Origin of the sequence: Leisingera sp. UBA4491, assembly GCF_002388965.1 — a bacterium.
In the GTDB taxonomy this organism is placed as follows: domain Bacteria; phylum Pseudomonadota; class Alphaproteobacteria; order Rhodobacterales; family Rhodobacteraceae; genus Leisingera; species Leisingera aquaemixtae.
Map to the genome: position 1 here is coordinate 70,336 of NZ_DGNN01000025.1, position 23,817 is coordinate 94,152.

The 23,817-nt window shown below is 66.7% G+C and carries 27 protein-coding genes; 10 read left to right on the forward strand and 17 right to left on the reverse strand.

Annotation, left to right across the window (positions count from 1 at the left end):
* Positions 1–125: 125 nt before the first annotated feature.
* The 5 genes from B2P87_RS13445 to B2P87_RS13465 all read right to left on the reverse strand — a co-directional run bounded on the left by B2P87_RS13445 (position 126) and on the right by B2P87_RS13465 (position 4,975).
* A complete protein-coding gene (locus B2P87_RS13445; RefSeq protein ID WP_058284315.1) occupies positions 126–1,178 on the reverse strand; it encodes a GGDEF domain-containing protein in 1,053 nt (350 codons plus the stop codon).
* On the reverse strand, positions 1,175–1,762 hold the full coding sequence (locus B2P87_RS13450; protein WP_141889828.1) for a heme NO-binding domain-containing protein: 588 nt from the start codon (positions 1,760–1,762) through the stop codon (positions 1,175–1,177). Before B2P87_RS13450 ends, B2P87_RS13445 begins: the two co-directional genes overlap by 4 nt.
* Before the next feature lie 385 nt (positions 1,763–2,147).
* On the reverse strand, positions 2,148–3,707 hold the full coding sequence (locus B2P87_RS13455; RefSeq protein WP_141889827.1) for a trimethylamine methyltransferase family protein: 1,560 nt from the start codon (positions 3,705–3,707) through the stop codon (positions 2,148–2,150).
* A 235-nt stretch (positions 3,708–3,942) separates the two neighbouring features.
* Positions 3,943–4,632 (reverse strand): HAD family hydrolase, encoded by a 690-nt coding sequence (locus B2P87_RS13460; protein ID WP_141889826.1) that lies wholly within the window; start codon positions 4,630–4,632, stop codon positions 3,943–3,945.
* Positions 4,633–4,690: 58 nt separating this feature from the next.
* A complete protein-coding gene (locus B2P87_RS13465) occupies positions 4,691–4,975 on the reverse strand; it encodes a DUF3572 domain-containing protein (RefSeq protein ID WP_058284311.1) in 285 nt (94 codons plus the stop codon).
* Between the two features lie 115 nt (positions 4,976–5,090).
* On the opposite strand from B2P87_RS13465, the gene B2P87_RS13470 reads away from it, so the two are divergent.
* The gene (locus tag B2P87_RS13470; RefSeq protein WP_141889825.1) at positions 5,091–6,485 is read left to right on the forward strand and encodes a diguanylate cyclase domain-containing protein; all 1,395 of its coding nucleotides are present in this window, start codon (positions 5,091–5,093) and stop codon (positions 6,483–6,485) included.
* A gap of 101 nt (positions 6,486–6,586) precedes the next feature.
* Here B2P87_RS13470 and B2P87_RS13475 read toward each other — a convergent pair whose 3' ends face one another.
* From B2P87_RS13475 to B2P87_RS13490, 4 genes are all read right to left on the reverse strand, one after another.
* Positions 6,587–7,078 (reverse strand): periplasmic heavy metal sensor, encoded by a 492-nt coding sequence (locus tag B2P87_RS13475; protein ID WP_141889824.1) that lies wholly within the window; start codon positions 7,076–7,078, stop codon positions 6,587–6,589.
* On the reverse strand, positions 7,075–7,449 hold the full coding sequence (locus B2P87_RS13480; RefSeq protein ID WP_141889823.1) for a hypothetical protein: 375 nt from the start codon (positions 7,447–7,449) through the stop codon (positions 7,075–7,077). Before B2P87_RS13480 ends, B2P87_RS13475 begins: the two co-directional genes overlap by 4 nt.
* Entirely contained in the window at positions 7,442–8,023 is a 582-nt protein-coding gene (locus tag B2P87_RS13485) for an RNA polymerase sigma factor (protein ID WP_141889822.1), read from the reverse strand. Before B2P87_RS13485 ends, B2P87_RS13480 begins: the two co-directional genes overlap by 8 nt.
* A gap of 67 nt (positions 8,024–8,090) precedes the next feature.
* Positions 8,091–8,567, reverse strand: a complete 477-nt coding sequence (locus tag B2P87_RS13490) for an EF-hand domain-containing protein (protein WP_058284306.1) — start codon at positions 8,565–8,567, stop codon at positions 8,091–8,093.
* A gap of 197 nt (positions 8,568–8,764) precedes the next feature.
* Here B2P87_RS13490 and B2P87_RS13495 point away from each other — a divergent pair, with 197 nt between their 5' ends.
* Positions 8,765–9,187 (forward strand): DUF983 domain-containing protein, encoded by a 423-nt coding sequence (locus B2P87_RS13495; RefSeq protein WP_141889821.1) that lies wholly within the window; start codon positions 8,765–8,767, stop codon positions 9,185–9,187.
* A 4-nt stretch (positions 9,188–9,191) separates the two neighbouring features.
* Positions 9,192–9,923: an NUDIX hydrolase gene (locus B2P87_RS13500; protein WP_141889820.1), complete on the forward strand. Its 732-nt coding sequence runs from the start codon at positions 9,192–9,194 to the stop codon at positions 9,921–9,923.
* A gap of 58 nt (positions 9,924–9,981) precedes the next feature.
* Here the strand turns inward: B2P87_RS13500 and B2P87_RS13505 are convergent, their stop codons facing one another.
* From B2P87_RS13505 to B2P87_RS13515, 3 genes are read right to left on the reverse strand one after another with little or no spacing between them, the layout of a single operon-like run.
* A complete protein-coding gene (locus B2P87_RS13505) occupies positions 9,982–10,884 on the reverse strand; it encodes a DMT family transporter (RefSeq protein ID WP_141889819.1) in 903 nt (300 codons plus the stop codon).
* A gap of 18 nt (positions 10,885–10,902) precedes the next feature.
* Positions 10,903–11,817, reverse strand: a complete 915-nt coding sequence (locus B2P87_RS13510; protein WP_141889818.1) for a fatty acid desaturase — start codon at positions 11,815–11,817, stop codon at positions 10,903–10,905.
* Entirely contained in the window at positions 11,810–12,016 is a 207-nt protein-coding gene (locus B2P87_RS13515) for a DUF2061 domain-containing protein (protein ID WP_141889817.1), read from the reverse strand. Before B2P87_RS13515 ends, B2P87_RS13510 begins: the two co-directional genes overlap by 8 nt.
* A gap of 114 nt (positions 12,017–12,130) precedes the next feature.
* Between B2P87_RS13515 and B2P87_RS13520 the strand changes: the two genes are divergently transcribed.
* Entirely contained in the window at positions 12,131–13,009 is an 879-nt protein-coding gene (locus B2P87_RS13520) for a helix-turn-helix domain-containing protein (protein ID WP_141889816.1), read from the forward strand.
* Positions 13,010–13,107: 98 nt separating this feature from the next.
* Here the strand turns inward: B2P87_RS13520 and B2P87_RS13525 are convergent, their stop codons facing one another.
* The 4 genes from B2P87_RS13525 to B2P87_RS13540 all read right to left on the reverse strand — a co-directional run bounded on the left by B2P87_RS13525 (position 13,108) and on the right by B2P87_RS13540 (position 16,955).
* The gene (locus tag B2P87_RS13525) at positions 13,108–13,866 is read right to left on the reverse strand and encodes an SDR family oxidoreductase (protein ID WP_141889815.1); all 759 of its coding nucleotides are present in this window, start codon (positions 13,864–13,866) and stop codon (positions 13,108–13,110) included.
* Positions 13,867–13,876: 10 nt separating this feature from the next.
* Positions 13,877–15,352, reverse strand: coding sequence for a carnitine 3-dehydrogenase (locus B2P87_RS13530; protein ID WP_141892040.1), 1,476 nt, complete (start codon positions 15,350–15,352; stop codon positions 13,877–13,879).
* A 45-nt stretch (positions 15,353–15,397) separates the two neighbouring features.
* Positions 15,398–15,967 carry a lipocalin family protein gene (locus B2P87_RS13535; RefSeq protein ID WP_141889814.1) on the reverse strand — a complete coding sequence of 190 codons (570 nt, stop codon included), beginning with the start codon at positions 15,965–15,967 and terminating at the stop codon, positions 15,398–15,400.
* Between the two features lie 70 nt (positions 15,968–16,037).
* Positions 16,038–16,955, reverse strand: a complete 918-nt coding sequence (locus B2P87_RS13540; RefSeq protein ID WP_141889813.1) for a 3-keto-5-aminohexanoate cleavage protein — start codon at positions 16,953–16,955, stop codon at positions 16,038–16,040.
* 133 nt (positions 16,956–17,088) lie between these two features.
* Here B2P87_RS13540 and B2P87_RS13545 point away from each other — a divergent pair, with 133 nt between their 5' ends.
* A complete protein-coding gene (locus B2P87_RS13545) occupies positions 17,089–18,072 on the forward strand; it encodes a GlxA family transcriptional regulator (RefSeq protein ID WP_141889812.1) in 984 nt (327 codons plus the stop codon).
* Between the two features lie 104 nt (positions 18,073–18,176).
* Here B2P87_RS13545 and B2P87_RS13550 read toward each other — a convergent pair whose 3' ends face one another.
* The gene (locus tag B2P87_RS13550) at positions 18,177–19,220 is read right to left on the reverse strand and encodes an aldo/keto reductase (protein WP_141889811.1); all 1,044 of its coding nucleotides are present in this window, start codon (positions 19,218–19,220) and stop codon (positions 18,177–18,179) included.
* Positions 19,221–19,342: 122 nt separating this feature from the next.
* Between B2P87_RS13550 and B2P87_RS13555 the strand changes: the two genes are divergently transcribed.
* The 5 genes from B2P87_RS13555 (at position 19,343) to B2P87_RS13575 (ending at position 23,785) form a co-directional block, all read left to right on the forward strand.
* Positions 19,343–19,744, forward strand: coding sequence for a rhodanese-like domain-containing protein (locus B2P87_RS13555; RefSeq protein ID WP_141889810.1), 402 nt, complete (start codon positions 19,343–19,345; stop codon positions 19,742–19,744).
* A 10-nt stretch (positions 19,745–19,754) separates the two neighbouring features.
* Entirely contained in the window at positions 19,755–20,549 is a 795-nt protein-coding gene (locus B2P87_RS13560; protein ID WP_141889809.1) for an alpha/beta fold hydrolase, read from the forward strand.
* A gap of 180 nt (positions 20,550–20,729) precedes the next feature.
* Positions 20,730–21,608 (forward strand): ImuA family protein, encoded by an 879-nt coding sequence (locus B2P87_RS13565; RefSeq protein WP_208764524.1) that lies wholly within the window; start codon positions 20,730–20,732, stop codon positions 21,606–21,608.
* A gap of 225 nt (positions 21,609–21,833) precedes the next feature.
* A complete protein-coding gene (locus B2P87_RS13570) occupies positions 21,834–22,454 on the forward strand; it encodes a YceI family protein (protein WP_141889808.1) in 621 nt (206 codons plus the stop codon).
* A 104-nt stretch (positions 22,455–22,558) separates the two neighbouring features.
* Positions 22,559–23,785 (forward strand): MFS transporter, encoded by a 1,227-nt coding sequence (locus B2P87_RS13575; RefSeq protein ID WP_058284294.1) that lies wholly within the window; start codon positions 22,559–22,561, stop codon positions 23,783–23,785.
* Positions 23,786–23,817: the final 32 nt, after the last annotated feature.

A 23,817-nucleotide genomic window follows, 5' to 3' on the forward strand; every position in this document is an offset into this window, starting at 1 on the left:
GTCCGTACTGGGCGCTGTTTGCACTATTTCCATGCGATGCGCTGATTGGACGATGTATGGATAACACGCTGAACCGCGGCGTTATCTCCGCCCCGGTTCAGTATGATTTGCCGTAGTCCAGCCGGTCAGGACGCAGGGCCGCCCGCCGCCTGCCGCGGCTCAGACTCGCCGCTGCTGCACGGGCCTGCCTCATCCTTCTCCATGCCCTCCCGGTAGAAGCAATGCTGCGCACGCCCGGCGCGTTTGGCCGCATAAAGCGCCAGATCCGCCTGGTTCAGCAGCTGCTGCGGGTCCGGAACCTTCTGCCAGGTCGACAGGGTGGTGCCCGCACTGGCGGAAATCCTGCAGGTCTGGGCGCCAAAGGGGATGGGTTCCTCCAGCTGCTGAATCAGCCGCTTGGCAATGGCCGCCAGCCGCGCCGTGTCCAGCACACCTTCGAGGATCATCACAAACTCATCGCCGCCCACCCGGACCACCGTGTCCGACTGGCGGGTGCATTCCACCATGATCCGCGCCGCCTGCTGCAGCACCGCATCGCCGGCGGCATGGCCCAGCGTGTCATTCACCTGCTTGAAGAAATCCAGGTCCAGATGCATCAGCGCAAATTCACGGCCGCTGGCGATCAGCCGCCGCAGTACATGATCCATCGCCCGGCGGTTCTTGAGCCCGGTGAGCGTATCGGTAAACGCCTGTTCCTCGGCGGCAATCTTTGCCCCCTGCAGGCGCAGGTTGAGCTGGCGCGACGCCTCCATCGCGGCGGATTTCGCCTCCACCAGATAGAGCATTTCGATGGTCAGGTCGGTGGGCGAGAAATCGGCGCTGGTCAGGTCGTAGTCGCGCACCGCTTCCAGAACGGAGATTCCGAAGGACAGGTTGATGAACGCGCCCTGCCCATCCGGCAGCGGCGTGCAAACCCCCTTCAGCCCGGTCTGCGGCGCATCGCGGAACTGCAAATGCAGCTTGCTGCCGGAGGTGCGCAGCAGATCCTCCACCGAGCGCACCGAGCGCGGCCGAGACAGATCAAACACCCGGAAAAACCGGCGCCCCTCCCAGGTGAGCTGCGGGCGCAGCTTTTTCAGGGTCGGCCCGGCAGAGACTATCCGCCCCTTGGGATCGGCAATGACGTACATCGGGCAGACCACGCCTGCCATCTGCGTCAGCTGCTGGAGTGTCATCATAACGAGTGCGCCCCCAAATCAAATTCGCGCCCGGCGGCGAACTTGGTTTCCACCACGGTGATGGAAATCACCTCGGCGCCGCCCTGGGTGCCGCTGTGATCCAGAAACACAAGGTCGCCGTAATCATCGGCCATCGCCCGCAGAACGCCCATCAGAACATAGGCATAGCCGGGCAGCCCCGGCTGGCACACCAGCTCGAACTGCTGCGGCGTCTGCTCCACCAGTTCCAGCGCCGGAAGATGCAGGTCGGATACCGCCAGCCGCGCCCGGTCCGGCAGGTCATCCAGAGAATGCAGGAACTCCACATAATTCACACCGCCAAAGCGCAGCAGCCGTCTCAGCGCCTCCACCTGCGGGTTGGACACCAGGAAGGTGCCCATGTCCTCCAGCATTTCCGGCAGAGGGCGTGCCAGGACCTTTTCCATTGCCGCCAGCATCCGGCCCGATTGCTCATCCGTGTAAAACAGCATCGCTTCGAACTCGGTAAACCCGAGTCCGGCCTCTTCCATAACCTCTTCCCAGCGGTCCGCCCCGTAGGTACTGGTCACAAAAGCCTGAATCGCCCTGTTGATCAGACCGTGCATGCAATGGCCCCTCTTTGCCTATGCCGCAGTCTTGACGCCTGCGGGTTAAGAAAGGCCCAACAAAGCAAATTTAGGTGGTCTATCGCGCGCATTTTCCCCGGTTTTTATGACTTCTGCACCCAGCCTGCCTCCTGCGCAGCAGGCACTGGCATTGTGCGTGTTGCGAGCGCAATTCAGCCACAGGCCTCTGGCCAATCAAATCCGGCACAGCGCCCTGTCAGCCTGCTCTCAGACTCTGTTGCGTCTGTACTGAACCGGCTGGCGCCCAGAGGCAAGAGCGCAGCCGGACAAGCCCGCCAGACCGGCGGGATCTGTCCTGCCGCCAGCCTGCCGAACGAAACGGCGTAGGGCATGCCCTCCGCCTTTCGCCGCACAGATACTGGCGTCAGAAGTCAGTGGGCGCCCCGCCCTCGGACTTGCGGCGGGCAACAAAGTCCGCCAGTTCATCGCGGATCGCGGGCTCCATCGGCGGCTCTTCGAACTCGGCAATGATTTCCTTGAACAGCTTGTGGGCGCGCTGCGCGGTCCAGGTGGCGCCTGCCGCCTCCCAGGCCTCATAGTTGCGCCAGTCGCTCAGGAATGGCTGATAAAAGGCGGTCGCATAGCGGTCCTGGGTGTGCTGGATGCCGAAGAAGTGGCCGTCGTTGCCCACCTCCCGGATCGCATCCAGCGCGATCTCCTCCGGACCGGTGGCGGTGATCTGCGGCTGCATGTAGCGTTGGATCTGCTGCAGGATTTCGCAATCCATGATGAACTTTTCCGGGCTGGCAATCAGCCCGCCTTCCAGCCAGCCGGCCGCGTGGTAGACCATATTGGTGCCCGACTGCACCGCCGCCCACAGCGAATTCGAGGTCTCCCAGACCGCCTGCCCGTCCGGCACGTTGGCGGCGCAAACGCCCGATGAGCGCATCGGCAGCCCGTAAAACCGCGCCATCTGCCCGGTCATCTGGGTCGAACGCATGTATTCCGGCGTGCCGAATGCGGGCGCCCCCGATTTCATGTCGACGTTGGAGGTGAAGGTGCCGATCACGCAGGGCGTGCCGGGGCGCACGTACTGAAACAGAGCGATCGCACAGAGGCTTTCGGCAATCGACTGCGCCACGGCGCCCGCCATGGTCACCGGCGCCATCGCGCCCGCCAGGGTAAAGGGCGACACCACGATGGCCTGGCCGCGCCGCGCCAGCCGCAGGCAGCCGTCGATCATCGGGAAGTCGTGCTTCAGCGGCGAGGTGGAGTTGATGTTGGTGTACATATGGGGCTTGGCGTCGAACTCCTCATGGCTGAGCCCGCCAGCAATCCGCACCATCTCCATCACATCCTCGACCCGCTCCTTGCCCAAGCTGTAGGCGTGCATCGCCTTGTCGGTCAGGGTCAGCTTGTCATAGAGCACATCAAGATGCCGGATCGAGGCATGGATGTCCACCGGCTCCACCGGGTAGCCGCCGGCAAAGTGGATGCAGTTGAAATACTGCGTCAGCTTCAGCAGATTGCGGCATTGCTCGCGGTTGCCCGCCACCTTCTTGTTCAGCTCCATGTCCCAGTAATTCGGCGGCGAGGACACATTGCCGAACAGGATGTGGTTGCCGCCCAGCGGAATGGTCCGGTCCGGGTTGCGCGGCGTGATCGAGAATTCGCGGGGCGCCTTGCCCACCATCTCCATCACGAAATCGCGGTCCATTTTGACCAGCTCACCCTCGACCTTGACGCCGGCCTGCTTGAAGATCCCCAGCGCTTCCGGGTTCAGGAACACCACGCCGATCTCTTCCAGGATGCGCATGGCCCCCTCGTGGATCGCCTGGATGCCTTCCTCTGTCAAAGGCTCCGTCGGCCGGTCGATGTTGACCGGGATCTGCCAGGGCATCTGCTCCAGTGCCGCACTGCCGCGCCGGGCCGCCGCGCCTGCCCTGCCCCCGCCCCGCCGCTTGCGTGCGCCTGTCTCTGCCATGCCGGTCCCCCCTGAATCCGAGTTTCGCAAGTGCCGATAGCCATCCACTGTGCCAGTCCCGGCTGCCCGAACCTGTCCGTTCCCGACCACGGCTGTCGTTTTTTCACTGGAATCCGGCGGTGCGGGATATTTCTGTACACTTATGCCCAGTCTGCCGCAAAAAAACCGGCGCACTGGGACCGTGCGCCGGTAAAGCTGCCCCTCACCATCTCAGGGCACGGGAATCAGCAAAGGCTCAGCCGTCGATCCAGGCCGGAATGTGGCCGATGTCGGGCAGCACGATATCCGCGTGCGGCGCCAGTTCCTCGCGCAGCGCCATGCCTGTCAGAACGCCGATCCGCCGCATCCCGGCTGCGGCGCCGGCCTCCAGATCGTGCAGGCTGTCGCCGACCATGGCGGTGCGCTCCGGCTGTACTCCAGTCACCCTGCAAAACGCCAGCAGCGGGTCCGGGTCCGGCTTGGCGCCATGGCCGCTGTCGCAGCCCGCGACAAAGGCGAAGCGGTCCAGCACCCCGGCCCGCTCCAGCTGGCTCCTGGCGGAAATCTCGGCATCGTTGGTCATCACCCCCAGCACCTTGCCGCGCGCCAGCAGCCCGTCGAGGAACTCCGCCAGCGGCACCGCCGGCGCCAGCTCCGCCTCCGCAGCGCTTCGGGCCAGGAACACCGCCAGTTCCTCGATCTCCATCTCCGCCACAAACGGCGCCAGCACCTCCGCCACCTCGTCGTTGGAGCCGGCAATCACCAGGCTGTCGGGGTTGAACGCCCGCCGTTCCAGATCATAGCTGATCACCTCAGCCATCGCCTCCAGAACCGCCCGGTCCCCTTTGGCAAGCGTCTCCAGCACCTGCGCCGCCCAGCCGTTCCAGGTGGCGGCAAAGTCGAACAGGGTTCCGTCCTTGTCGAACAGAAAAGCATCAACGGGCATGGCGGGTCCTCTCCTCCGCGGGATCTTGGCGGAACCCTAGGCACAGCCCCTGCCGATCTCAAGTCCAGTTCACCTGCGCCCCGCCCGGAAGCGACATCCGCGCCTGCAGCGGCATCTCATACGCCAGGCCCTGGGAATCGCAGAATTGCATCACCCAATTGTCGTCCATCGTTAAGAAATCGAGCACCGAGCCAAGGAACTCCGGCTCCGCCGCCCGCGCGCGCAGATCCGCCTCGCTGGCGCCTGTTGCGCCCAGAAACACCGGCAAAAGCTCATCATTTCCGGCCAGCCAGGCCAGGGCTTTCAGCGCCAGGGTCTCGGCGCCATCGGCGGAAATCCGCATGTTCTCCACACTCCTGCCGCATTGCGGCCAATTTAGTAAAAATCCGAAAGGGTTTCTTAACCAGTCTCAGCAAAACTTCCAGTCATAGGATTTGCAAGGGGCGAAAGGATACCGCGTGCAAGGCACTATCCTGGTCATCGACGGCGTCTCCACCAACCGCATCATGCTGAAGGTGCAGCTGGCGGCTGCCTACTACGATGTGGTCCAGGCCGGCGGCGTGGCCGAGGTGCTGCAGGCCGCCCGCCAGCACCGCCCCGATCTGGTGCTGACCGCGATGTCGCTGCCCGACGGCACCGCCGCCGATGTGAAACGCGAGCTGGCCGCGGATGAGGCGCTGTCCGACCTGCCGGTGATCGCGGTTTCCGACTGGGAAGGCCACAAGGCCCGGCTGCAGGCGCTGGCCGCAGGCATCGACGATGTGCTGCAGCAGCCGGTGGACGACGTGATCCTGCAGGCCCGCATCCGCAGCCTGCTGCGCGCCCGCAGCGCGGATGAGGAGCTGAACCTGCAGCGCGATGCCTCGCACGGGTTCATTCTGCCGCTGAGCGACCGCTGCTGCGCCGAGGATCTGCGCAGCGCCTCCGTTGCTTTGGTTGCGCAGGATCCGCGCACTGCCATGGCCTGGCGGGACCATCTCTCCGCCTGCTTGCCCTACGCCCTGCGCACCCACGCGATCAGCGACATCCAGGGGCTGATGCAGGCGCCGGTCGCCGATGCCATCATCATCGAGCTGAACGAGGCTTCGGCCGGCCCCGGCCTGCGGCTGCTGGCCGATCTGCGCGCCCGCGCCGCCACCCGCCAGACGGTGGTGATCGCGGTGCCCAATCCAGCCGATCCGCAGATCGCCGCCGAAGCGCTGGACCGCGGCGCCCATGACGTGCTGCAGACCGGCTTCGATGTCGAAGAACTGAAGCTGCGCCTCACCGCCCAGCTGCAGCACAAGGCCCGCAAGGACCGGCTGCGCGACAGCGTCCGCAACGGCTTGCGCGCTGCGGTGCTGGACCCGATGACCGGGCTTTACAACCGCCGCTATGCCAAGCCCTTCCTGGACCGGGTGGCGCATTCCGCCGCCGCCAATGGCGAGAAATTTGCCGTCATGCTGGCCGACCTCGACCATTTCAAGCGGATTAACGATGTCTATGGCCACCCGGCCGGCGACGCGGTGCTGATCGAAGCCGCCCGCCGCATGCAGCAGGTGCTGGGCCCGGCCGACCTGCTGGCCCGCGTCGGCGGCGAGGAGTTCATGGCCGTTCTGCCCGGCGCCAGCGAGGCGGAGGCCGGCATCGCCGCCGTCGCCCTGTGCAACGCGATCAACGAAACCCCGTTCCAGGTCCCCGGCGCCACCGAGCCGGTCAAGGTCACCATCAGCATCGGCGCCGTCATGGGCGGCGGCGGCAACGAAGACAGCACCGCCGCGCTGGTCGATAAGGCGGATCAGGCGCTCTACAACGCCAAAAATGCCGGCCGCAACCAGGTGACGCTGCCCAGGGAATGCACCGTGGCCGCCTGAGGCCCGCGCCTTTTGCGAATTCCGGCACTCACAAAAAAAAGGCAGCTGCGACCGGCTGCCTTTCTGATGACCAGCGATCTCCAATGCCTGCTGCACGCGGGTCAGTCCCGGCCGTGGCCAGCCCCGTGCCAGCGCTTGCCGCGCTGCTGCATCCGCTCTTCCATCCGGTCAGCAAAGGCAGCACGCTCTTCCGGCGTCATCGCTTCCATCTTGCTCACCCAGGCGTCCTGCACCTTGGTGTGGAAGGCGTGGCGCGCGTCCGCCTGGCTGCGCAGCATATCCCGCAGCGCTGCGGCGTCGAAACTGCCGCTGCGCAGCGCTTCTATCACTGCGGCACTCTCTGCCCTGCGCCTCTTATGATAACTTCCGTGTTCGCCTCCAGCTTCCAAGCGCAGCGATTTGCGGGTCTCAGGTTCAAGGCCGCGGAAAATCAAAGGCTCTATTGCCTGCGGCCTGTGCCAATGCCTGTCTGTGCCCGAAAACCGCCAGGCCGCTCCAACGGCAATACCGATTACCGCCAGGTTCAATGCCAGCGATCCCGCCAGCAGCAGTTTAAGCCAAAGCTTCATTCCAGGCTTGCCCTCCGCACTCATTGCAAGTCCTCGCTCAGCATCAGCGCCAAGTCATAGCTATCATAGGGCACCGCTGTGCTACTGTCCTCATAGCCCGCCAGAACCACCGGGTCCGGCACAAAGGAAGGCGGCGCCATCCCGATCCACAGGCCCGCCGCGCAGGCCGCCGCCAGCCCGCCCATCGCAGGCCAGCCGCCAATCGCCTCGACCAGTTGCCGCCACTTCGGCTGCCGCACCGCCCGCGCAGGCCGCGCGGCGCTGAAGCCCGCTTGCGCGCGTGCCGCATCGGCCAGAATGGCAGTGTTCAGATGCGCCGGCATTCCGGGCCGCGCGCTGCGTGCCGCGGCAAACAGATCCTCCAGCTCCTCCAGTGCTTTATCCGTGTCAGCCATCGCTATACCCCAACTCTTCGCGCCGCCCGGCCAAAGCCGCGGCCAGCGCCCGTTTGCCCCGGGCGGTCAGGCTCTCGACCGCCTCGACGCTGATGTCCATGATCCCGGCGATTTCCGGGTTCGAAAGCTCTTCCAGGTGCCGCAGCACCACCGCCTGGCGCTGCCGCTCCGGCAATTGCATCAGGGCGGCCTGCAACGCATCCTGCCGCGCCCCGTCCTGCATCTGCTCCGCCGCCGAGCGGCCCGGATCCGGCGGCTCGGGCACCGCATCCAGATCCGCATGGCCGCCGCGGGCGCGCCGCTTGCGGTCGATGCACAGGTTCATCGCCACCCGGTAGAGCCAGGTCGACACCTGCGCCTCCCCCGGCCGCCACTGCGGCGCCATCTTCCATAAGCGCAGCATCGCCTCCTGGGTCACATCCTCGGCGTCCGTGCGGTTGCCCATCACCCGCATCGCCACGCCGAAGACCCGCGGCCCCAGCCGCGCGGTCAGCTCTGCCGCCGCCCGCCCGTCGCCATTGGCATAGAGCACCATGAGCGCATCATCAGAGGCCTCCCCCGCCGCTGCGCTCATGGCATCCGGACCCCCGTCAGGGGCCCGGCGCCGCGATATTTCCGTCTTATGCAGCACGCGTCAGCGATCAGTTCTGCTCCGTAGCATTCCCTTGCCCGGCCCCATGGCCGTGCATACCGCCGCGATGCATCCGGGCATTCTCGAATTCCGCCTTGGAGATCCCGCCGCTGCCGTCGGCATCCATGCGGTCAAACATCTTGCCCGCCCGGCGCGGCTGCGGCAGCTCGTCCATAGTCAACGCGCCATCCTTGTCGGTGTCAAAGCGTTCCAGCATCTGTGCGGCCCGCTCATTGGCATGCTCCCGTGCCCGCGCCTGCATCTCCTCCAGCGTCAGCTTGCCGTCGCCATCGGCGTCAGCCTTGGCAAAATGCGCGTCCTTCATCGCCTCAATCTCGGCCTTGGTCACCTCGCCATTGCCGTCCGCGTCGATCTCCTCAAAGGACATCCGCGGCCCGTGGTGCCCAAATCCCTGCGCCAGGGCAGCGCCGCCAGCAGTCACGGCAGCGGCGGCAACGATCGCGGTAATGAACTTGACGTGTTTCATATCGTCTTTCCTTTGTCCTGCGGCAGCCTCTTGCTGCCTGATGCACAAGAGAAACGCGCCAGCCGCGCAGATCCGTCGCAGCGGCGAGGATTTTTTTGCACCCGGCACGTTGCGGCAAACCGGCGCAGAATTCGGGCTTTCCCCTTTCGCCCCCTTCTGAAGCGCGCAAAGATGCGGGCAGCACACAGGATATTTTCATGACCGAGTCCCCCGCCGTTACGGCCCATGACGCAGAGCACGACCGCCCCACCATGCCCGCCCTGGCCAAGGGCTGGCGCTGCAAATGCCCCAACTGCGGGCAGGGCAAGCTCCTGCACTCCTATCTGAAGGTGAACAGCAGCTGCAGCCACTGCGGCCTGGACCTGACCCACGCGCGCGCCGATGACGGTCCCGCGTATCTCACGATCCTGATCGTTGGCCACGTCATGGCGCCCTTGATGCATGTGGTTTATTTCTCCTGGCGGCCAGAACCCTTGGTGATGTTCACCGTGTTCACGATTGGCTGTCTGGCCTCTTCGCTTTATCTTCTGCCGCGGATGAAGGGGATCGTCATCGCCTACCAATGGGCGCGGCGGATGCACGGGTTTGGCAAGGACTCCCCGGCGGTAACAGGGCAGTAACAGCATGAGCGACACATTTCTTTCCGGCGAAACCACCACCGACAAGACCGCGATCCGCAACGCGGCCACGGTCATCGCCATGCGCGGCCGGATGACCAGCGACCCGCAGGTGCTGATGGGCCAGCGCGGCGCCCAAGCCGCCTTCATGCCGAACAAATTCGTTTTCCCGGGCGGCGCGGTTGATGTGGAAGATGCGCAGGTCCCCCTGGCCTCGCCAATCTCCCCCGTCTGCCAGGAACGCCTGGCCGACAAGGCGCCGGACGGCGCACATCATGCCCTCAGCGTCGCCGCGGTGCGGGAGCTGTGGGAGGAAACCGGCCTGATCCTGGGCGAGCCCGGCAGCTGGACCGGGGACATCCCCGAAGACTGGCGGAGCTTTGCCGCCACCGGCCATGTTCCTTCGGCCAAGGCGATGCAATTCGTGTTCCGCGCCCTGACCCCGCCGGGCCGCCCGCGCCGCTTCGATGCGCGCTTCTTCCTGGTGGATGCCGATCAGATCACCGGCGATCTGGACGATTTCTCCCGCGCCGCGGATGAGCTGTCGCATCTGCAGTGGATCCCGCTGAGCCAGGTGCGCAGTTTCGATCTGCCCTTCATCACCGAGGTGGTGCTGGCCGAGGTCACCGCCCGCGTCCGCGATGCCGAGCCGCCGCAAAGCGTGCCCTATTTCCACAACAACGACGAGGCCAGCCTGTTCCTGCGCCTCAAGGGCTATCCGATGCCCGCGGACGGGTAACGTTTTCCGAGCCGGGATTACCCCATAATCCCGGCTGCCCTGCCGCAGGCGGCGCTGGTCAGATTGCCAGAACCAGTACCAGGATCGACACGATCAGCAGCCCCATGCCCGCCAGCTCGCGGCCCGTGACCTTCTCCTTGAAGAACAGCACCGAGGCCAGCAGCGACAACAGCAGCTCCACCTGCCCCACCGCCTTCACATAGGCGGCGTTTTGCAGCGTGAAGGCCCAGAACCAGCAGAACGAGCCGCCCATGCTGGTCAGCCCCACCCAGACCGCCACCTTGCGCGCCGCCCAGACCCGGGCGATCTCGCCCCTGTCGCGCAGGCCCAGCCACGCGCCCATGAACAGCGTTTGCAAGGACACCACCGCGGCCAGCGTCACCGCCGCGCGGAACGCAGGCTCCAGATCGCCCAGCTGCAAGGAGGCGCCGCGGTAGCTGACCGCGGAAAAGGCAAACAGCACGCCGGATCCCAGCCCCAGCTGCGCCGCGCGGTTGGTCAGGTGCCGCCACCACGCGCCCGCCGCATCCGGTGCCCGCGACAGCACCAGCACCGCCGCCAGCCCGATCAGGATCGCCACCCAGCCGCCAAAGCTGACGGGATCGCCCAGCACCGCCAGCCCGACGATGGCTGTCTGGATCACCTCGGTCTTCTTGAAAGTGATCCCCACCGCAAAATTACGCTGCTTGAACAGCGCCACCACACAGACGGTGGCCAGGATCTGCGCCGTGCCGCCAATCGCCGCATAGATCCAGAACGCAAGCGGCAGCGGCGGCAGCGCCTGGCCAGAGATTGCCAGATACAGCGCCAGACCTGCCAGGATGAAGGGCGCGGAATACAAAAACCGGGCGAAGGTGGCTCCGCCCGGCGACAGCGTCACGCTGCTCAGGACCTTCTGCAGCATGAACCGCACGGTCTGAAATGAAGCAGCGGCAATGGAAACGGGGATCCAGGCAAACATGCCTGTGCTTATGCGCGCTTATTCCCCCTGCTGCCAGAGCGGATGCGGCACCGGGTCCTTGGCGCGAAGCAGATAGTTGCGGAAAATCTGCAGGTAATTGCGGTAGAAGTAGCCGCCATTGGCCTGCAGAAACGCCTCCCGGCGGGTGCGGTACAGCTGCGGCAGCGCATACCAGGGCACGCCCGGATGCATGTGGTGCACGATATGCAGGTTGTTGTTCAGGAACAAAAGGGCCAGCGGCCCGGTGTCCTCGATCACCACGGTGCGGCCCTGGGCGGTTTCATGCGCCCGGTGCTCCAGGAAGGTGCGGATCTTCAAAATCCCCAGCCCCATGTAGGCCCCCAGCACCGCCGCCCACAGCGGCGCCGGCGATTGCAGCACCACCCAGATCACCGGGATCAGGCCGGCCGCGTGCAGCAGCCAGTCCCGCAGGACGCCGGGCGCCCCCTTGCGTGCCAGCCGCCAGTCAGCCGCCATAAAGCAGATCTGCCCCAGCAGCGGCCCCAGCACCATCCGCCCCAGCAGCGTGTTGTTGATCCGCAAAAGGGTCTTGCGCCACGCAGGCAGACGCGCCCAGACGCCCGGATCCTGAAAATTGCTCTCCGGGTCGTCATAGGGGTCGGTCAGCGCCTCATCCTCGTGATGCGCCAGATGGGTGTCGCGGAACCGGCCATAGGGGATTGCCATGCTGAGGGGGAAGACCATCAGCGCTTCGTTCAGCCAGCGGCGGCGGAACGGATGCCCGTGCAGCGCCTCATGGGTCAGCGAGGAATGCAGCGCCGCCATCACGCCCAGCGTCAGAACGGTCAGCGCAAGGCTGACGCCGGGCAGCAGCCACAGCGCCGCCAGCCAGCCGCCGTAGCACGCCAGGATCAGCGCCAGGGTGCCCCACTCCGCCCCCTGCGGCAGATATCCGGTGCGGCGCTCAGACATGGCGCCGCCCCCATTGGACCTGCGCCCAGACGCGTTCATACGCCAGGTAGACGGTGAACCCGATGCCGGTATTGATCAGCGCCATCGCCCCGCCCGCCTTGACAGAGCCGGTGGCCGCCAGCCCCACCAGCGTCATCGAGACCAGCCCGAGACCGTTCCAAATCACCGCCTTCACTATGGAGCGCTTGCGCGTTTCCATGTTGCCTCCTGTTATTCTTGGGTAAGTGCTTGTTTCCAAGGTACCGCCGCAGGAGGGTGTGCAGAATTCCGAATAGAGTTAACAAAATCCAACGAATGTGATAATTATAAACGCATGATAGAAAATATCGACAAACGGGTGCGCGCGGAACAGTTCCGGCAAAGGCTGAACCGGGCGCTGAGCGACAGCGGCCTCAGCCAAAGCGCCCTGGCCCGTGCGGTCGGCGTCGACCGCTCCACCATTTCGCAGCTGCTGACGGATGAGGGCGCGCGGCTCCCCAACGCGCATGTGGTCGGGGCCTGTGCCGGTGCGCTGGGGGTCTCTGCCGACTGGCTCCTCAGCCTCTCCGACCGGCCCGAAAGCGCGGCGGAGCTGCTGGCCTCCAGCCTCTCCCTCACCGAAGCTCCCCGCGCTCTGGTGGATGAGCGGATCTTTGACTGGCATCAGGAGGCTGAGGGCTACAAGATCCGCCACGTGCCGGCTGCGCTGCCCGACATGCTGAAAACACGCGCCTTGCTGGAATGGGAGTATTCGCCGCACCTGGGCCGCACGGCGGATCAGGCCATCGGCGCGTCAGAGGACCGGCTGACATGGATGCGCCAGTCGCCGTCTGACTATGAAATCGCGCTACCGCTCTACGAGTTAGACAGCTTCGCGCATGGCGTGGGCTATTATGAAGGGCTGCCGCTGGAGGTGCGTCTGGAACAGCTCGCCCAGTTCGAACGGCTCTGCGAGCAGCTCTACCCGCGCCTGCGCATTTACCTGTTCGATGCCAAGCGGCTTTACTCCTCGCCGATCACCATCTTCGGCCCGCTTTTGTGCGTGTTTTACGCCGGCACCCATTACCTCGCCTTCCGCGACAAGGAGCGGATCGCCACCTTCACCAGCCATTTCGACAATCTGGTGCGCGAAGCCGATATCACCGCCCGGCAGCTGCCGGGACGGCTCCGGGCGCTCAGGGCGGCGATCAGCAGCGGATCCACCGAACACTGAGAGCTGCGCCTGCCGAGGGGCAGGCAGGCGCAGCCCGGCCTTGCGGCCGGGCGGAACACTTTGCCGTTGGGCGGGCGGTTCCGCCCGCCGCCCCTTCCTCAAACCTTCGGGTCAGGGTTCTCCGTATGGCCGTCCACGGCAATCACCTGCCCCGACACCAGCCGCGCCGCGTCTGACCCCAGAAACACCGCCATATTGGCAATGTCGCGCGCCTCCACAAACCGCCCCATCGATGTGCCCGCGGCATAGCCCGCATAAACCTGATCCCGGGTCATGCCCTTGGCCGCCGCCTCGCGCTCCAGCACGCCCTCCATCCGCGGGCCTTCCACCGCCCCGGGGCAGATCACATTGGCGCGGATATTAAAGGGGCCAAGCTCCATCGCCAGCGTCTTCATCAGCCCGATGACCGCCCATTTGGCGGAACAATAAGGCGCCCGGTTCGGGTAGCCGTACTGCCCGGCAGTTGAGGATGTCACGATGATCGACCCGGCCCTGGCCGCCTTCATCAAAGGTGCGGCGTATTTGGCGGCCAGAAAGCAGCCCTCCAGATTGACGCTCACGCATTTGCGCCAGTCTTCCAGCGCAATGTCTTCGATCAATGCGGTCGGCCCGGCGATGCCCGCATTGGCGCAGAGCACATCCAGCCCGCCCCAGACTTCAGCGATGTCGGCAAACAGCGCCTTCACACCCGCCTCGTCGGTGGCATCCACCGCCGTTACCCGCCAGCCCTCCGGCACATCCGCCAGGGCCACGGCACTCACATCCGTAACCCAGACCTGATGGCCGGCGGCGGCAAAGCCCTCGGCCATGGCCCGGCCGATGCCGGAGCCGCCGGCGGTGATCAGAACCCGGTTCATGCCCCAGACCTCACCGCGGAGCGCCGATGGCGCGGCCCAGGCCCTCCGGCGCGGGCAGCGCGGCGTGGGCCTTGGCCAGCTTCACCAGATTGGCCTCGATATGCGGCGCAGGCGGAGCAGAGCGGCGGGTCGCAAGGTCCACGTGCAGCAGCATATGCTCGCCGGTCGCCAGCAGACGCTCGCCCGAATACATCTCGTGCCACAGGTGCATCTTCTTGCCCGCCCCCATGATCACCCGGGTCCGCACCTGGATCGGGTCGCCCGCATGGACCTCGTCGATGTGGCGGATATGGGTCTCGGCGGTGAAGTAGCTGCCGCCGTTGGCGATATACTCCGCATCGCAGCCGATGATCATCATCAGCCGGTCGGTGGACTGCGCGAAGGCATCCAGGTACCGGCTCTCTGTCATGTGGCCGTTGTAATCGGTCCAATCCAGCGGCACCACGCGGCTCTGGGTCAGCACCGGCTGGCTCAGGTCCTCAATGTCATCAATCGCGCGCACCAGACCGGCCTCGCTCTCGCGGCCCCGGTCATGGGTATTCTGCAGTGCGCCCGCACCCCAGTCATTAGCGCCCAGCGCCCGCATCATGCCGACCAGGTTGTCGTCCCGGTGCCGCTCCAGCTCTCGGATCGAATACTGGCCGGATTGTTCATCCGACTGGCCCGCGATCAGATCGACCAGCTCATCGGTGAACTCCGGCACATCCATCAGCTTGGTCCACGGCCAGCTGAGGCACGGGCCGAACTGCGCCATGAAATGCTTCATGCCCGCCTCGCCGCCCGCAACCCGGTAGGTCTCAAAGAGGCCCATCTGCGCCCAGCGGATACCAAAGCCATAGCGGATCGCGTTGTCGATCTCCTCGGTGGTGGCGATGCCGTCCTTGACCAGCCACAGCGCCTCGCGCCAGACCGCCTCCAGGAAACGGTCCGCCACATGGGCGTCGATTTCCTTCTTCAGGTGCAGGGGATACATGCCGATTGCCGTAATGATCTCCTTGGCCCGGTCGATGACGCCCGCCGGATTGGCCGCTGTCGTGACCAGCTCCACCAGCGGCAGCAGGTAGACCGGGTTGAAGGGATGCGCGACCACGATCTGGCCGGGGTTCTCCCGCCCGTCCTGCAATTGCGACGGCTTGAAGCCCGAGGTGGAAGAGCCGATCACCGCATCCGGCGCGCAATGGGCTTGCAGTTCGGCATAGACCTTCTGCTTCAGGTCCAGCCGCTCCGGCACGCTCTCCTGGATCCATGCCGCGCCGTCCACGGCCTCCGCAATGGTGTCATGGAAGGTCAGGCTGCCCTCCGCAGGCAGCGCCACATTGCCAAGGCCGGGCAGCGAGCGGCGGGCGTTGGCCAGCACTTCGCTGATCTTGCGCTCCGCTTCCGGGTCCGGGTCGAACACCCGCACGTTCCAGCCATTGAGCAGGAACCGCGCGGCCCAGCCGCCGCCAATAACCCCGCCGCCGATAATTGCCGCAGATTGCTCCACCATTGTCGTCCATCCTCCGAGGGACCCGGCCGCCGGGCCCGTGTGTTATTCCTTGGTCTGAGGCACCATCTCCAATGCCTCAGGATCATAGCCATTGCTGCGCAGCACGGATTTGGCCGCGTCCAGTTCTTCCGCGCCAAGTTCCGGGCTGCGCGCCAGAATCCAGCCCTGTTCGCCGCCCGGGGTGCCGACCACCGCAACCGAGTAATCCTCAGTCACATCCAGCACCCAGTAGTCGCCCCAGGTCAGGGGCAGCCAGCTCAGCCAGGAGACGAAGTTCACCTCCAGCTTGCCCGGCGCCCGGACGCGGGCCACCCCCTCCGCCGCCTCGACCGGGCCATCCAGCCCCTCGCGGCGGCAGCGGTTGACGACACTGATCCGCCCATCCTCCCGCGCGCTGTAGGTTGCCGTCACCCCTTCACAGCCCTCTTCAAAGCTGTTGGGAAAACGGGCGATCTCGTACCAGATCCCCAAATAGCGGGTGAGATCCAGATCTTCCTGCACTGTCATCGGCACGTTCGTGTCGCGGTAGCCCTCGGCCCGGACAGAGGCCGCCGCGGCGGCGATGACGAGGGCTGAGGCAGCAACTGCCGGGATGAATTTGCGGAAGGTCATGGACGGAATCTCCTGAATCGGAACGTTGGTTTTCATCACACCCCAACGTCCCGTGTCCTGAGCGGTTCCCTCAGCCGCCCGCCGGCGCGCGTTTTGTCAGACCCAGCTTCTCGCGCACCTCCTGCGGCCCGATCACCCGCGCGCCCATGTTCGACACGATGGTGTTCGCGCGCTCCACCAGCTGCCAGTTTTCCGCCAGCACGCCCTTGCCAAGCCACAGATTGTCCTCCAGCCCGACCCGCACGTTGCCGCCCGCCAGCACCGACTGCGCCGCATAGGCCATCTGGTTGCGGCCCAGCGCGAAGGCCGAGAAGGTCCAGTCGTCCGGCACATTGTTGACCATCGCCATGAAGGTGTTCAGATCATCCGGCGCGCCCCACGGCACCCCCATGCACAGCTGCACCAGCGCCTTCGGCTCCAGCACGCCTTCCTTCACCAGCTCCTTGGCGAACCACAGATGGCCGGTGTCGAACGCTTCGATCTCAGGCTTCACACCCAAGTCGGTCATCATCTGGCCCATCGCCCGCAACATGCCCGGCGTGTTGGTCATGACATAATCGGCCTCGGCAAAGTTCATGGTGCCGCAGTCCAGGGTGCAGATCTCCGGCAGGCATTCCGCCACATGCGCCATCCGCTCGGTGGCGCCCACCATATCAGTGCCCGCCTCTTTCAGCGGCAGCGGGCTTTCGGTGTCGCCGAACACCATGTCGCCGCCCATGCCGGCGGTCAGGTTCAGCACCACATCCACCTCCGCATCGCGGATCCGCTCGGTCACCTCGCGGTAGAGATCCAGGCGCCGGGACGGCGCGCCAGTTTCCGGATCGCGCACGTGGCAGTGGACGATGGCCGCCCCGGCCTTGGCCGCCGCAATGGCCGACTCAGCGATTTCCTTGGGCGAACGGGGCACATGCGGACTGCGGTCCTGGGTGCTGCCCGAGCCGGTCACGGCGCAGGTGATAAAGACCTCGCGGTTCATTTCCAGCGGCATTTTTCTTCTCCCGTCGATGTACAGGGTTTTGCCTCGGGTTATCCCCAGGCTCCTCCCCAGATTCTGATTTGCGCTGGCACCGACTCTGCCGCAGCCTTTTACGGCACAGTTTACACCAGGCGAATCGAAGTTGATGAAATCCGCAAAAAACATCCTGCAGCCCGAAAACCGGCCGCTGAAAACCGCGCTGCTGGTGCTGGACGAATGCAACACGCTGTCCTTCGCGGCGGCGGTGGACCCGATGCGCGCCGCAAACCGGCTGGCGGGCCGCGCGGCCTTCGACTGGGATTACGTCAGCGCCACGGCAGAGCCGCCGACGCTGACCAGCGGCCTCACCGTGCCCAGCATTCCCCTGGCCCGGCTTGAAGGCTGCGAGCTGCTGATTGTCGTGGCCGGCTTTCAGCTGGCCCGCCACGCCACCCCCAGCCTGCTGGCCGGCCTGCGCCGCATCGCCGCCACCGGCGCCACCATCGCAGGCATCGACGGCGGCCCGTGGCTGCTCGCCGAAGCCGGCCTGCTGGACGGCCACCCGGCCACCACCCACTGGGAAGACCTGGAAAACTTCGCCGCCCGCTTCCCGGAGGTTGACGCCCGCAACGACCGCTTCACCGTCTCTGAGGGCCGCCTGACCTCCGGCGGCGCCACGCCCGCGATCGAGATGATGCTGCATGTCATCGGCGCCCGCCACGGGGCCGGCTTTGCTGCCCGGGTGGCCGGGCTGTTTCTCTACGATGGCCCCGCCGCCGCCCCCCGCCCGCAAAGCCGGCTGGGCGGCCGCAAGCACAATGCGCTGACTGCCAAGGCCAACGCGCTGATGGAGTCGGCGCTGGACGAGCCGCTGCCGCTCAGCGCCATCGCCGAGACGCTCGGCACAAGCCCGCGCAGCCTGCAGCAGCAGTTCCGCCTGCGCCTCAATACCACCCCGCAGGATCACTACCTGCAGCTGCGCCTGGCCGAAGCCCGCCGCCTGGTCACCGATACCAACATGCCGCTGATGGAGGTGGCGATGGCGACCGGCTTCACCTCGCAGTCAAGCTTCGCCCGCGCCTTCCGCACTGCGCACGGCACCTCGGCCCGCGACCTGCGCCAGGAACAGGCCCGCCCGACAGCGCATTGAGCCCGGCAGGATCCCTTTCTTCTGGCCGGAAATATCCCGGGGGTGAATTGCGCCGCAAGCGCAAGAGGGGGCAGCGCCCCCTCCTCCGCCCGCTTCAACCTGCCTCAATACGGCATCGGATGCGCCCGGTGCGCCGCGTTGATTTCGTCCAGAACCTCCTGGCTCAGCTCCACTTCCACCGATTGCAGCAGATGCTCCAGCTGCGGCAGATGCGTCGCGCCAAAGATCGCTGACGCCATGAATGGCCGGGTCCGGCACCAGGCCAGCGCCATATGCACCGGGTCCAGCCCGTGCCGCCTGGCAATCTCCAGATAGGCCGCCACCGCCTCATAGACCCGCGGCGAGTGGCGCCCGCCCAGCTCCGGGTTGATGGATTTGCGCGAACCCTCCGGCACCGCCCCGTCCTGATACTTGCCGGTCAGCAGCCCGGTGCCCAGCGGCGAAAACGCCATCAGGCCGACGTCCTCATTGACGCTCAGCTCCGCCAGGTCGGTGTCATACATCCGGCACAGCAGCGAATATTCGTTCTGGATCGTCGCCACCCGCGGCCAGCCGCGTTCCCCGGCGATGCGCAGCCACTGGGCGGTGCCCCAGGCGCTTTCGTTCGACAGGCCAAAGGCGCGGATGGTGCCGCGCTCCACCTCTCGCTGCAGCGCCTCCAAGCAGTCCTCCATATTGGCCAGCACCTCCTCCCGGTTCTGGCTGGAGGGGTCATAGGTCCAGTTCTGCCGGAACATGTAGCTGCCCCGGTTCGGCCAATGGAACTGGTAGAGGTCAATGTAATCCGTCTGCAGCCGCTTCAGCGAGCCTTCCACGGCGGCCGCGATGGTCTTCGACGAGATCGGCGCCCCGTCCCGCGCATGTTTCATCCCCTCGCCCGAATGCTTGGTTGCCAGGATATAATCCCCGCGCCGCCCCGTCTTTGCGTTCCAGCTGCCGATAATGCGCTCGCTGTTGCCGATGGTCTCGGCGCTGACCGGGTTCACCGGATACATCTCCGCCGTGTCAACAAAGTTCACGCCTGCCGCCAGCGCCATGGCGATCTGCGCATGGGCCTCCGCCTCCGGCGTCTGGGTGCCAAAAGTCATCGTGCCCAGGCACAGTTCAGAGACCTCGATGCCGGTACGGCCCAACGGGTTCATTTTCATATCGCGCGCTCCCCAGTTCCGGATGTGCCTGCGACCCTAAGGCCCCGCCCGGGAAGTGCAAGCCGCTTGCACCGGCGCGGCAAAGCGGCCAGCCTGCGCGCAAGCCGAGCAAAGGAGGTCCCATGCCGCAAACCATCACCAAGGGCGTCAAGGCGCTGCTGGCCGAGGCAAACAGCCTGGTCGGCACCATGCCCGTCGAAGAGGCCAAGCAGAAGGTTCTGGACGAGAACTGCGTCTTCGTCGACCTGCGCGACATCCGCGAGCTGCAGCGCACCGGCATGATCCCAGGCGCGTTTTCCTGCCCGCGCGGGATGCTGGAATTCTGGATCGCCCCGGACAGCCCCTATCACAAACCGGTGTTCAACCAGGACAAGACCTATGTGTTCTACTGCGCCAGCGCCTGGCGCTCGGCGCTGAGTGCCAAAGCGGCGATGGAGATGGGCCTGAACCCCGTGGTGCATCTTGAGGGCGGCTTCACCGAATGGGCCAAACAGGGCGGCCCGGTCGTCCCGCGCGAGGGCTGAGCCGCGCAGGATGCCGCCAGCGGCCCCGTTCATACGGCGGCACGGCGCCCAGCCGTTCATCGCCGCAGTACTGCACGGCGGCCCGGGTGCTGCCGGCGAGGCGGCCCCGGTGGCGCAGGAACTGGCCGCCCGCGGTTTTGGTGTGCTGGAGCCCTGGCAGTCCGAGACTTCCGTGGAGGGACAGATCTCCGAGCTGCGGCACCAGCTGGAGACGGCCTGCGCCGCCCCTGCGGTTCTGATCGGCTTGTCCTGGGGCGCCTGGCTGGCCTGCCTGCTGGCAGCCCGGCATCCGCATCTGGCCGCCAAACTGGTACTGGCAGGCTGCCCGCCCTTCGAGGCCCGGTTTGCGGCACAGATTGACGCCGTCCGGCAGGCCCGCCTGCGGCCTGCGGAACGGCAGGAGCTGACTGCGCTGCTTGGCGGCAGCGGCATGCAGACGCCGGCAGGCCTGGCCCGCGCGGTGCAGCTGCTGGACCAGGCAGAGGCCTGTGCGCCGCTGCCGGATCTTCCGCCTCCGCAGATCTCCTTTGACCGCGGGATTTTCCAAAGCGTCTGGGCCGAGGCTGCAGAGCTGCGCCGCTCCGGCGAGCTGCTGCGGGAGGCGGCCAGGATCCGCTGCCCGGTGATTGCCCTTCACGGCGATCAGGATCCGCACCCGGCCGCCGGCGTCCGACAGCCGCTGCGAAAGGCGCTGCCGGGTCTCCGCTTCCGCCTGCTGCGGCGCTGCGGCCACAAGCCCTGGATCGAGACCCATGCCCGAGCGGGTTTTTTCCAGGCGCTCGAAGACGCGCTCGCCCCGGCCTGACAGCGTCCGGGCCGGCCTGCCGCACGCGCCGCCGCGTCGCGCAACGCGCGGCGCCCGGCCCAACCGGAACTGCGCCTCCCGCGGAGGCGCTGGTCCGGGCGGGAGCACCACGTTGCGGCAGTTCCCCCTGCGCCCACGGTTATAATTGAGAACAAATAGCGAACACTCTATAGTCACTCCATGCCGACTCACCTGCTCAACCGCCGCCGCCACAGCCCCCGCCCGGCGCTGCCCCTGACGGAAGGGATTGCCCTGGAGCACGGCCGCACGCATGAGGCCTGCGGCCCCGCCCGCCACCGGTTTGCGCTCTGGCTCGCCGCCGCCGCCCAGCAAGCAGCCCGGAACAGCACCTGGCAAACCGCACCGGAAACGGCCCCCGCGCCGGTCCTGTGGCTGTTGCCGCCGCGGGGCGGCCGCCCGCTGAACCCGGAGGGGCTGGCCGCCTGTGCCAGCCCCGCCCGCTTCCTGTTCGTGCAGGCCGCCCGGACAGAGGACCAGCTCTGGGCCATGGAGGAAGCCCTGCGCAGCGGCGCAGCGGCGCTGGTGGTGGCAGAGCTGCCCGAACCGCCCGCCATGACCCCGGTGCGGCGGCTGCACCTGGCGGCGGAGGCCGGCGGGTGTTTCGGCCCGGCGCCGCTGGGCCTGCTGCTGACCCCCGGTCAGGGCGGCGCCCAGGGCATCGAAAGCCGCTGGCATCTTGCCCCTGCCCATAACCGCGCGGCCCGCAACCGCTTGCGCCATGACCTGCCCGCGTGCGGCCTGGCGGCCGGCGGGGAGGGCACCGCCCCGCAAAGCTGCTGGAGCTTGCAGCGCCTGCGCGCCCGCACCCTGCCGCCCCGCAGCTGGCAGATCCTCCAGGCTGCCGCAGGCAGCCCGCTGCAGGCTGTTCCGGCACCCCAAGCGGTCCCGGCAGGCACGGAGCCTGCCGGGACCGCCCAAGGCCTGCCCCAAGGCCAATCCGGGGCCATGCCCCAAGGCCGATCCGGGGCCATGCCCCAAGGCCGATCCGGAGCCCTCCCGCACCCGCAGGAGGCCCTGGCTGCGCCAGCGCCGCCTTAGCGGCTTTGGGCCCGGCACCGGGCTTTGCCCGGTGCCGGGCCCAACAGGCGATGGCTTTTGGCAAAAAGCCGGCGCCTGGCGGGAGCCCGCCGCGCCGCCGCAGGCCTGCCGGTGCTTCGTGGGATTGCGCAAGCCCCCCGGCGCCGCACGCGGGAAAGTGAGCCGCCCCGCCGGGAAACCGCGATAAGCTCGGACGGCAGCCCGCAAAACGGATTGGAAAACCCCATGCAAACAGCCCGGACACCGCCTGCCCGGATACAGCGCCGCCGCCTGCTGGCAGGCCTCAGCGCCGTGCTGCTGGCGCCGCAGGCGCTGATGGCGGCGCCGCTGCCGTACCGCCTGGTGCCCAGCGCCACCGACGTCCGCTTTACCTTCCTGCTCAACGGCCAGCCGCAGCAGGGCCGGCTTCCGGTGCGCGCGGCCCGCATCCGCATCGACCCGCAGAACCTGGCCCGGAGCGAGGCCGATATCACCCTCGACGCGCGGCGCGCCCGGACCGGGCTGATCTTTGCCACCGAAGCGCTGAAAAGCCCGGGCATTCTGGACGCCGCCCGGCATCCGGACATCCGCTTCCGCTCCACCCGGGTCCGCCTCGGGCCTGACGGGCGGCTGTCCGGCGGCGCGCAGATCACCGGCGATCTCACCCTGCGCGGCACCACCCGGCCGGTCACCCTGCAGGCCGCGCTCTACCGCCGCCCCGGCAGCGCGCCGGACGACCTGCGGCAACTGGACGTGCATCTTACAGGCGTGCTCAGCCGCGCCGCCTTCGGCGCCACCGGCTATGCGGGCCTGGTCGCCGACCGGGTGAGCCTGGCGATCCGGGCCCGCATCCGGCAAGCGGGCTGACCCCGCCAGCGGCGTGCCGAAAAGCACCGCCGCGCAGAAATACGACACGGGTTTGGCGGAAACCGGCTGGCAATGCCGTCTCAGCCTGTCATGGTCGCACCGTTATGCGCCTGATCATCTCCTTTGCCGCCCTGTTTCTGTCCGTCATCCTGCTGCAGCTGTCGACCGGAGGCGTCGGCCCGCTCGATGCCATTTCAGGGCTGACGCTCAACTTCACCACGGAGCAGATCGGCCTTCTCGGCTCCGGCCATTTCCTCGGCTTCTTCATCGGCTGCTGGTGGGCGCCGCGGCTGATGGGCAATGTCGGCCATTCCCGCGCTTTTGCCGTGTGCACCGCGCTTGGCGCCATGGGGCTGCTGGGCCACACGCTGACCGAAAACCCCTATGCCTGGGCGGCGATGCGGATGGCCTCCGGCCTGTGCGTGGCAGGCTGCTACACGGTGATCGAGGCCTGGCTCAACGCCAAGGTCACCAACGAAACCCGCGGCCGCGCCATGGGCACGTACCGGCTGGCCGACCTCAGCGCCTCGCTGGCGGCGCAGCTGATCATCGCGGTGCTGCCGCCCGCAGCCTATATCTCGTACAACCTGCTGGCGCTGCTGTGCTGCGCGGCGCTGCTGCCGCTGACCCTGACCCGGGCCAGCCAGCCGGAAATCCCCGACGCGCCGCGCCTGCGCCCCAAACTGGCCTGGCGCTGCTCGCCGCTGGCCGTGGCGGGGGTGATCGTGGCCGCGCTCAGCTCCGCCTCGTTCCGGATGGTGGGGCCGATCTATGGCCAGGAGGTCGGGCTGGAGATCGGCCAGATCGCCTTCTTCCTTGCGTCTTTTGTTCTGGGCGGGGCGCTGGCGCAGTACCCGATGGGCTGGCTGGCCGACAAATACGACCGCCGCTGGGTGCTGATCTGGCTGTCGGGCGCCGCCATTCTCAGTTGCGGCATCACCATGGCGGCCAGCGGCACCGGCACCCTGGGGGTGATGGTGACAGCAGGGTTCTTCGGCTTCACAACCTTCCCGATCTTCTCGGTCTCGGCCGCCCACGCCAACGACTTTGCCACGACCGCCGAACGGGTCGAGCTGTCGGCGGCGCTGATGTTCTGGTACGCGCTTGGCGCCATCGCCTCGCCCTATGTTTCCTCGGCGCTGATTGATGCCTACGGACCGCCGGCGCTGTTTGCCTATGTTGCCGGCGGCCACGTGCTGCTGATCGTCTTCGGCCTCAGCCGGATGAAAGTCCGCGCGACCCCGGAAGAGCGCACCAGCTATGTCTACGCGCCGCGCACCTCTTTCACCATCGGCCGCCTGCTGAAACGGACCCGCGAGCGCCGGAAATAAAGGTAAGCATTGCTGTCCGAATGTTTCGCGCG

Coding starts and splice junctions, on each gene's coding strand:
- B2P87_RS13555 (WP_141889810.1), top strand. CDS start 19,343: ATGCCGCAAACCATCACCAAGGGCGTCAAGGCGCTGCTGGCCGAGGCA.
- B2P87_RS13550 (WP_141889811.1), bottom strand. CDS start 19,220: ATGAAAATGAACCCGTTGGGCCGTACCGGCATCGAGGTCTCTGAACTG.
- B2P87_RS13500 (WP_141889820.1), top strand. CDS start 9,192: ATGAGCGACACATTTCTTTCCGGCGAAACCACCACCGACAAGACCGCG.
- B2P87_RS13535 (WP_141889814.1), bottom strand. CDS start 15,967: ATGACCTTCCGCAAATTCATCCCGGCAGTTGCTGCCTCAGCCCTCGTC.
- B2P87_RS13460 (WP_141889826.1), bottom strand. CDS start 4,632: ATGCCCGTTGATGCTTTTCTGTTCGACAAGGACGGAACCCTGTTCGAC.
- B2P87_RS13575 (WP_058284294.1), top strand. CDS start 22,559: ATGCGCCTGATCATCTCCTTTGCCGCCCTGTTTCTGTCCGTCATCCTG.
- B2P87_RS13455 (WP_141889827.1), bottom strand. CDS start 3,707: ATGGCAGAGACAGGCGCACGCAAGCGGCGGGGCGGGGGCAGGGCAGGC.
- B2P87_RS13515 (WP_141889817.1), bottom strand. CDS start 12,016: ATGGAAACGCGCAAGCGCTCCATAGTGAAGGCGGTGATTTGGAACGGT.
- B2P87_RS13520 (WP_141889816.1), top strand. CDS start 12,131: ATGATAGAAAATATCGACAAACGGGTGCGCGCGGAACAGTTCCGGCAA.
- B2P87_RS13560 (WP_141889809.1), top strand. CDS start 19,755: ATGCCGCCAGCGGCCCCGTTCATACGGCGGCACGGCGCCCAGCCGTTC.
- B2P87_RS13475 (WP_141889824.1), bottom strand. CDS start 7,078: ATGAGTGCGGAGGGCAAGCCTGGAATGAAGCTTTGGCTTAAACTGCTG.
- B2P87_RS13465 (WP_058284311.1), bottom strand. CDS start 4,975: ATGCGGATTTCCGCCGATGGCGCCGAGACCCTGGCGCTGAAAGCCCTG.
- B2P87_RS13485 (WP_141889822.1), bottom strand. CDS start 8,023: ATGAGCGCAGCGGCGGGGGAGGCCTCTGATGATGCGCTCATGGTGCTC.
- B2P87_RS13480 (WP_141889823.1), bottom strand. CDS start 7,449: ATGGCTGACACGGATAAAGCACTGGAGGAGCTGGAGGATCTGTTTGCC.
- B2P87_RS13445 (WP_058284315.1), bottom strand. CDS start 1,178: ATGATGACACTCCAGCAGCTGACGCAGATGGCAGGCGTGGTCTGCCCG.
- B2P87_RS13495 (WP_141889821.1), top strand. CDS start 8,765: ATGACCGAGTCCCCCGCCGTTACGGCCCATGACGCAGAGCACGACCGC.
- B2P87_RS13565 (WP_208764524.1), top strand. CDS start 20,730: ATGCCGACTCACCTGCTCAACCGCCGCCGCCACAGCCCCCGCCCGGCG.
- B2P87_RS13505 (WP_141889819.1), bottom strand. CDS start 10,884: ATGTTTGCCTGGATCCCCGTTTCCATTGCCGCTGCTTCATTTCAGACC.
- B2P87_RS13545 (WP_141889812.1), top strand. CDS start 17,089: ATGAAATCCGCAAAAAACATCCTGCAGCCCGAAAACCGGCCGCTGAAA.
- B2P87_RS13510 (WP_141889818.1), bottom strand. CDS start 11,817: ATGTCTGAGCGCCGCACCGGATATCTGCCGCAGGGGGCGGAGTGGGGC.
- B2P87_RS13450 (WP_141889828.1), bottom strand. CDS start 1,762: ATGCACGGTCTGATCAACAGGGCGATTCAGGCTTTTGTGACCAGTACC.
- B2P87_RS13490 (WP_058284306.1), bottom strand. CDS start 8,567: ATGAAACACGTCAAGTTCATTACCGCGATCGTTGCCGCCGCTGCCGTG.
- B2P87_RS13570 (WP_141889808.1), top strand. CDS start 21,834: ATGCAAACAGCCCGGACACCGCCTGCCCGGATACAGCGCCGCCGCCTG.
- B2P87_RS13540 (WP_141889813.1), bottom strand. CDS start 16,955: ATGCCGCTGGAAATGAACCGCGAGGTCTTTATCACCTGCGCCGTGACC.
- B2P87_RS13525 (WP_141889815.1), bottom strand. CDS start 13,866: ATGAACCGGGTTCTGATCACCGCCGGCGGCTCCGGCATCGGCCGGGCC.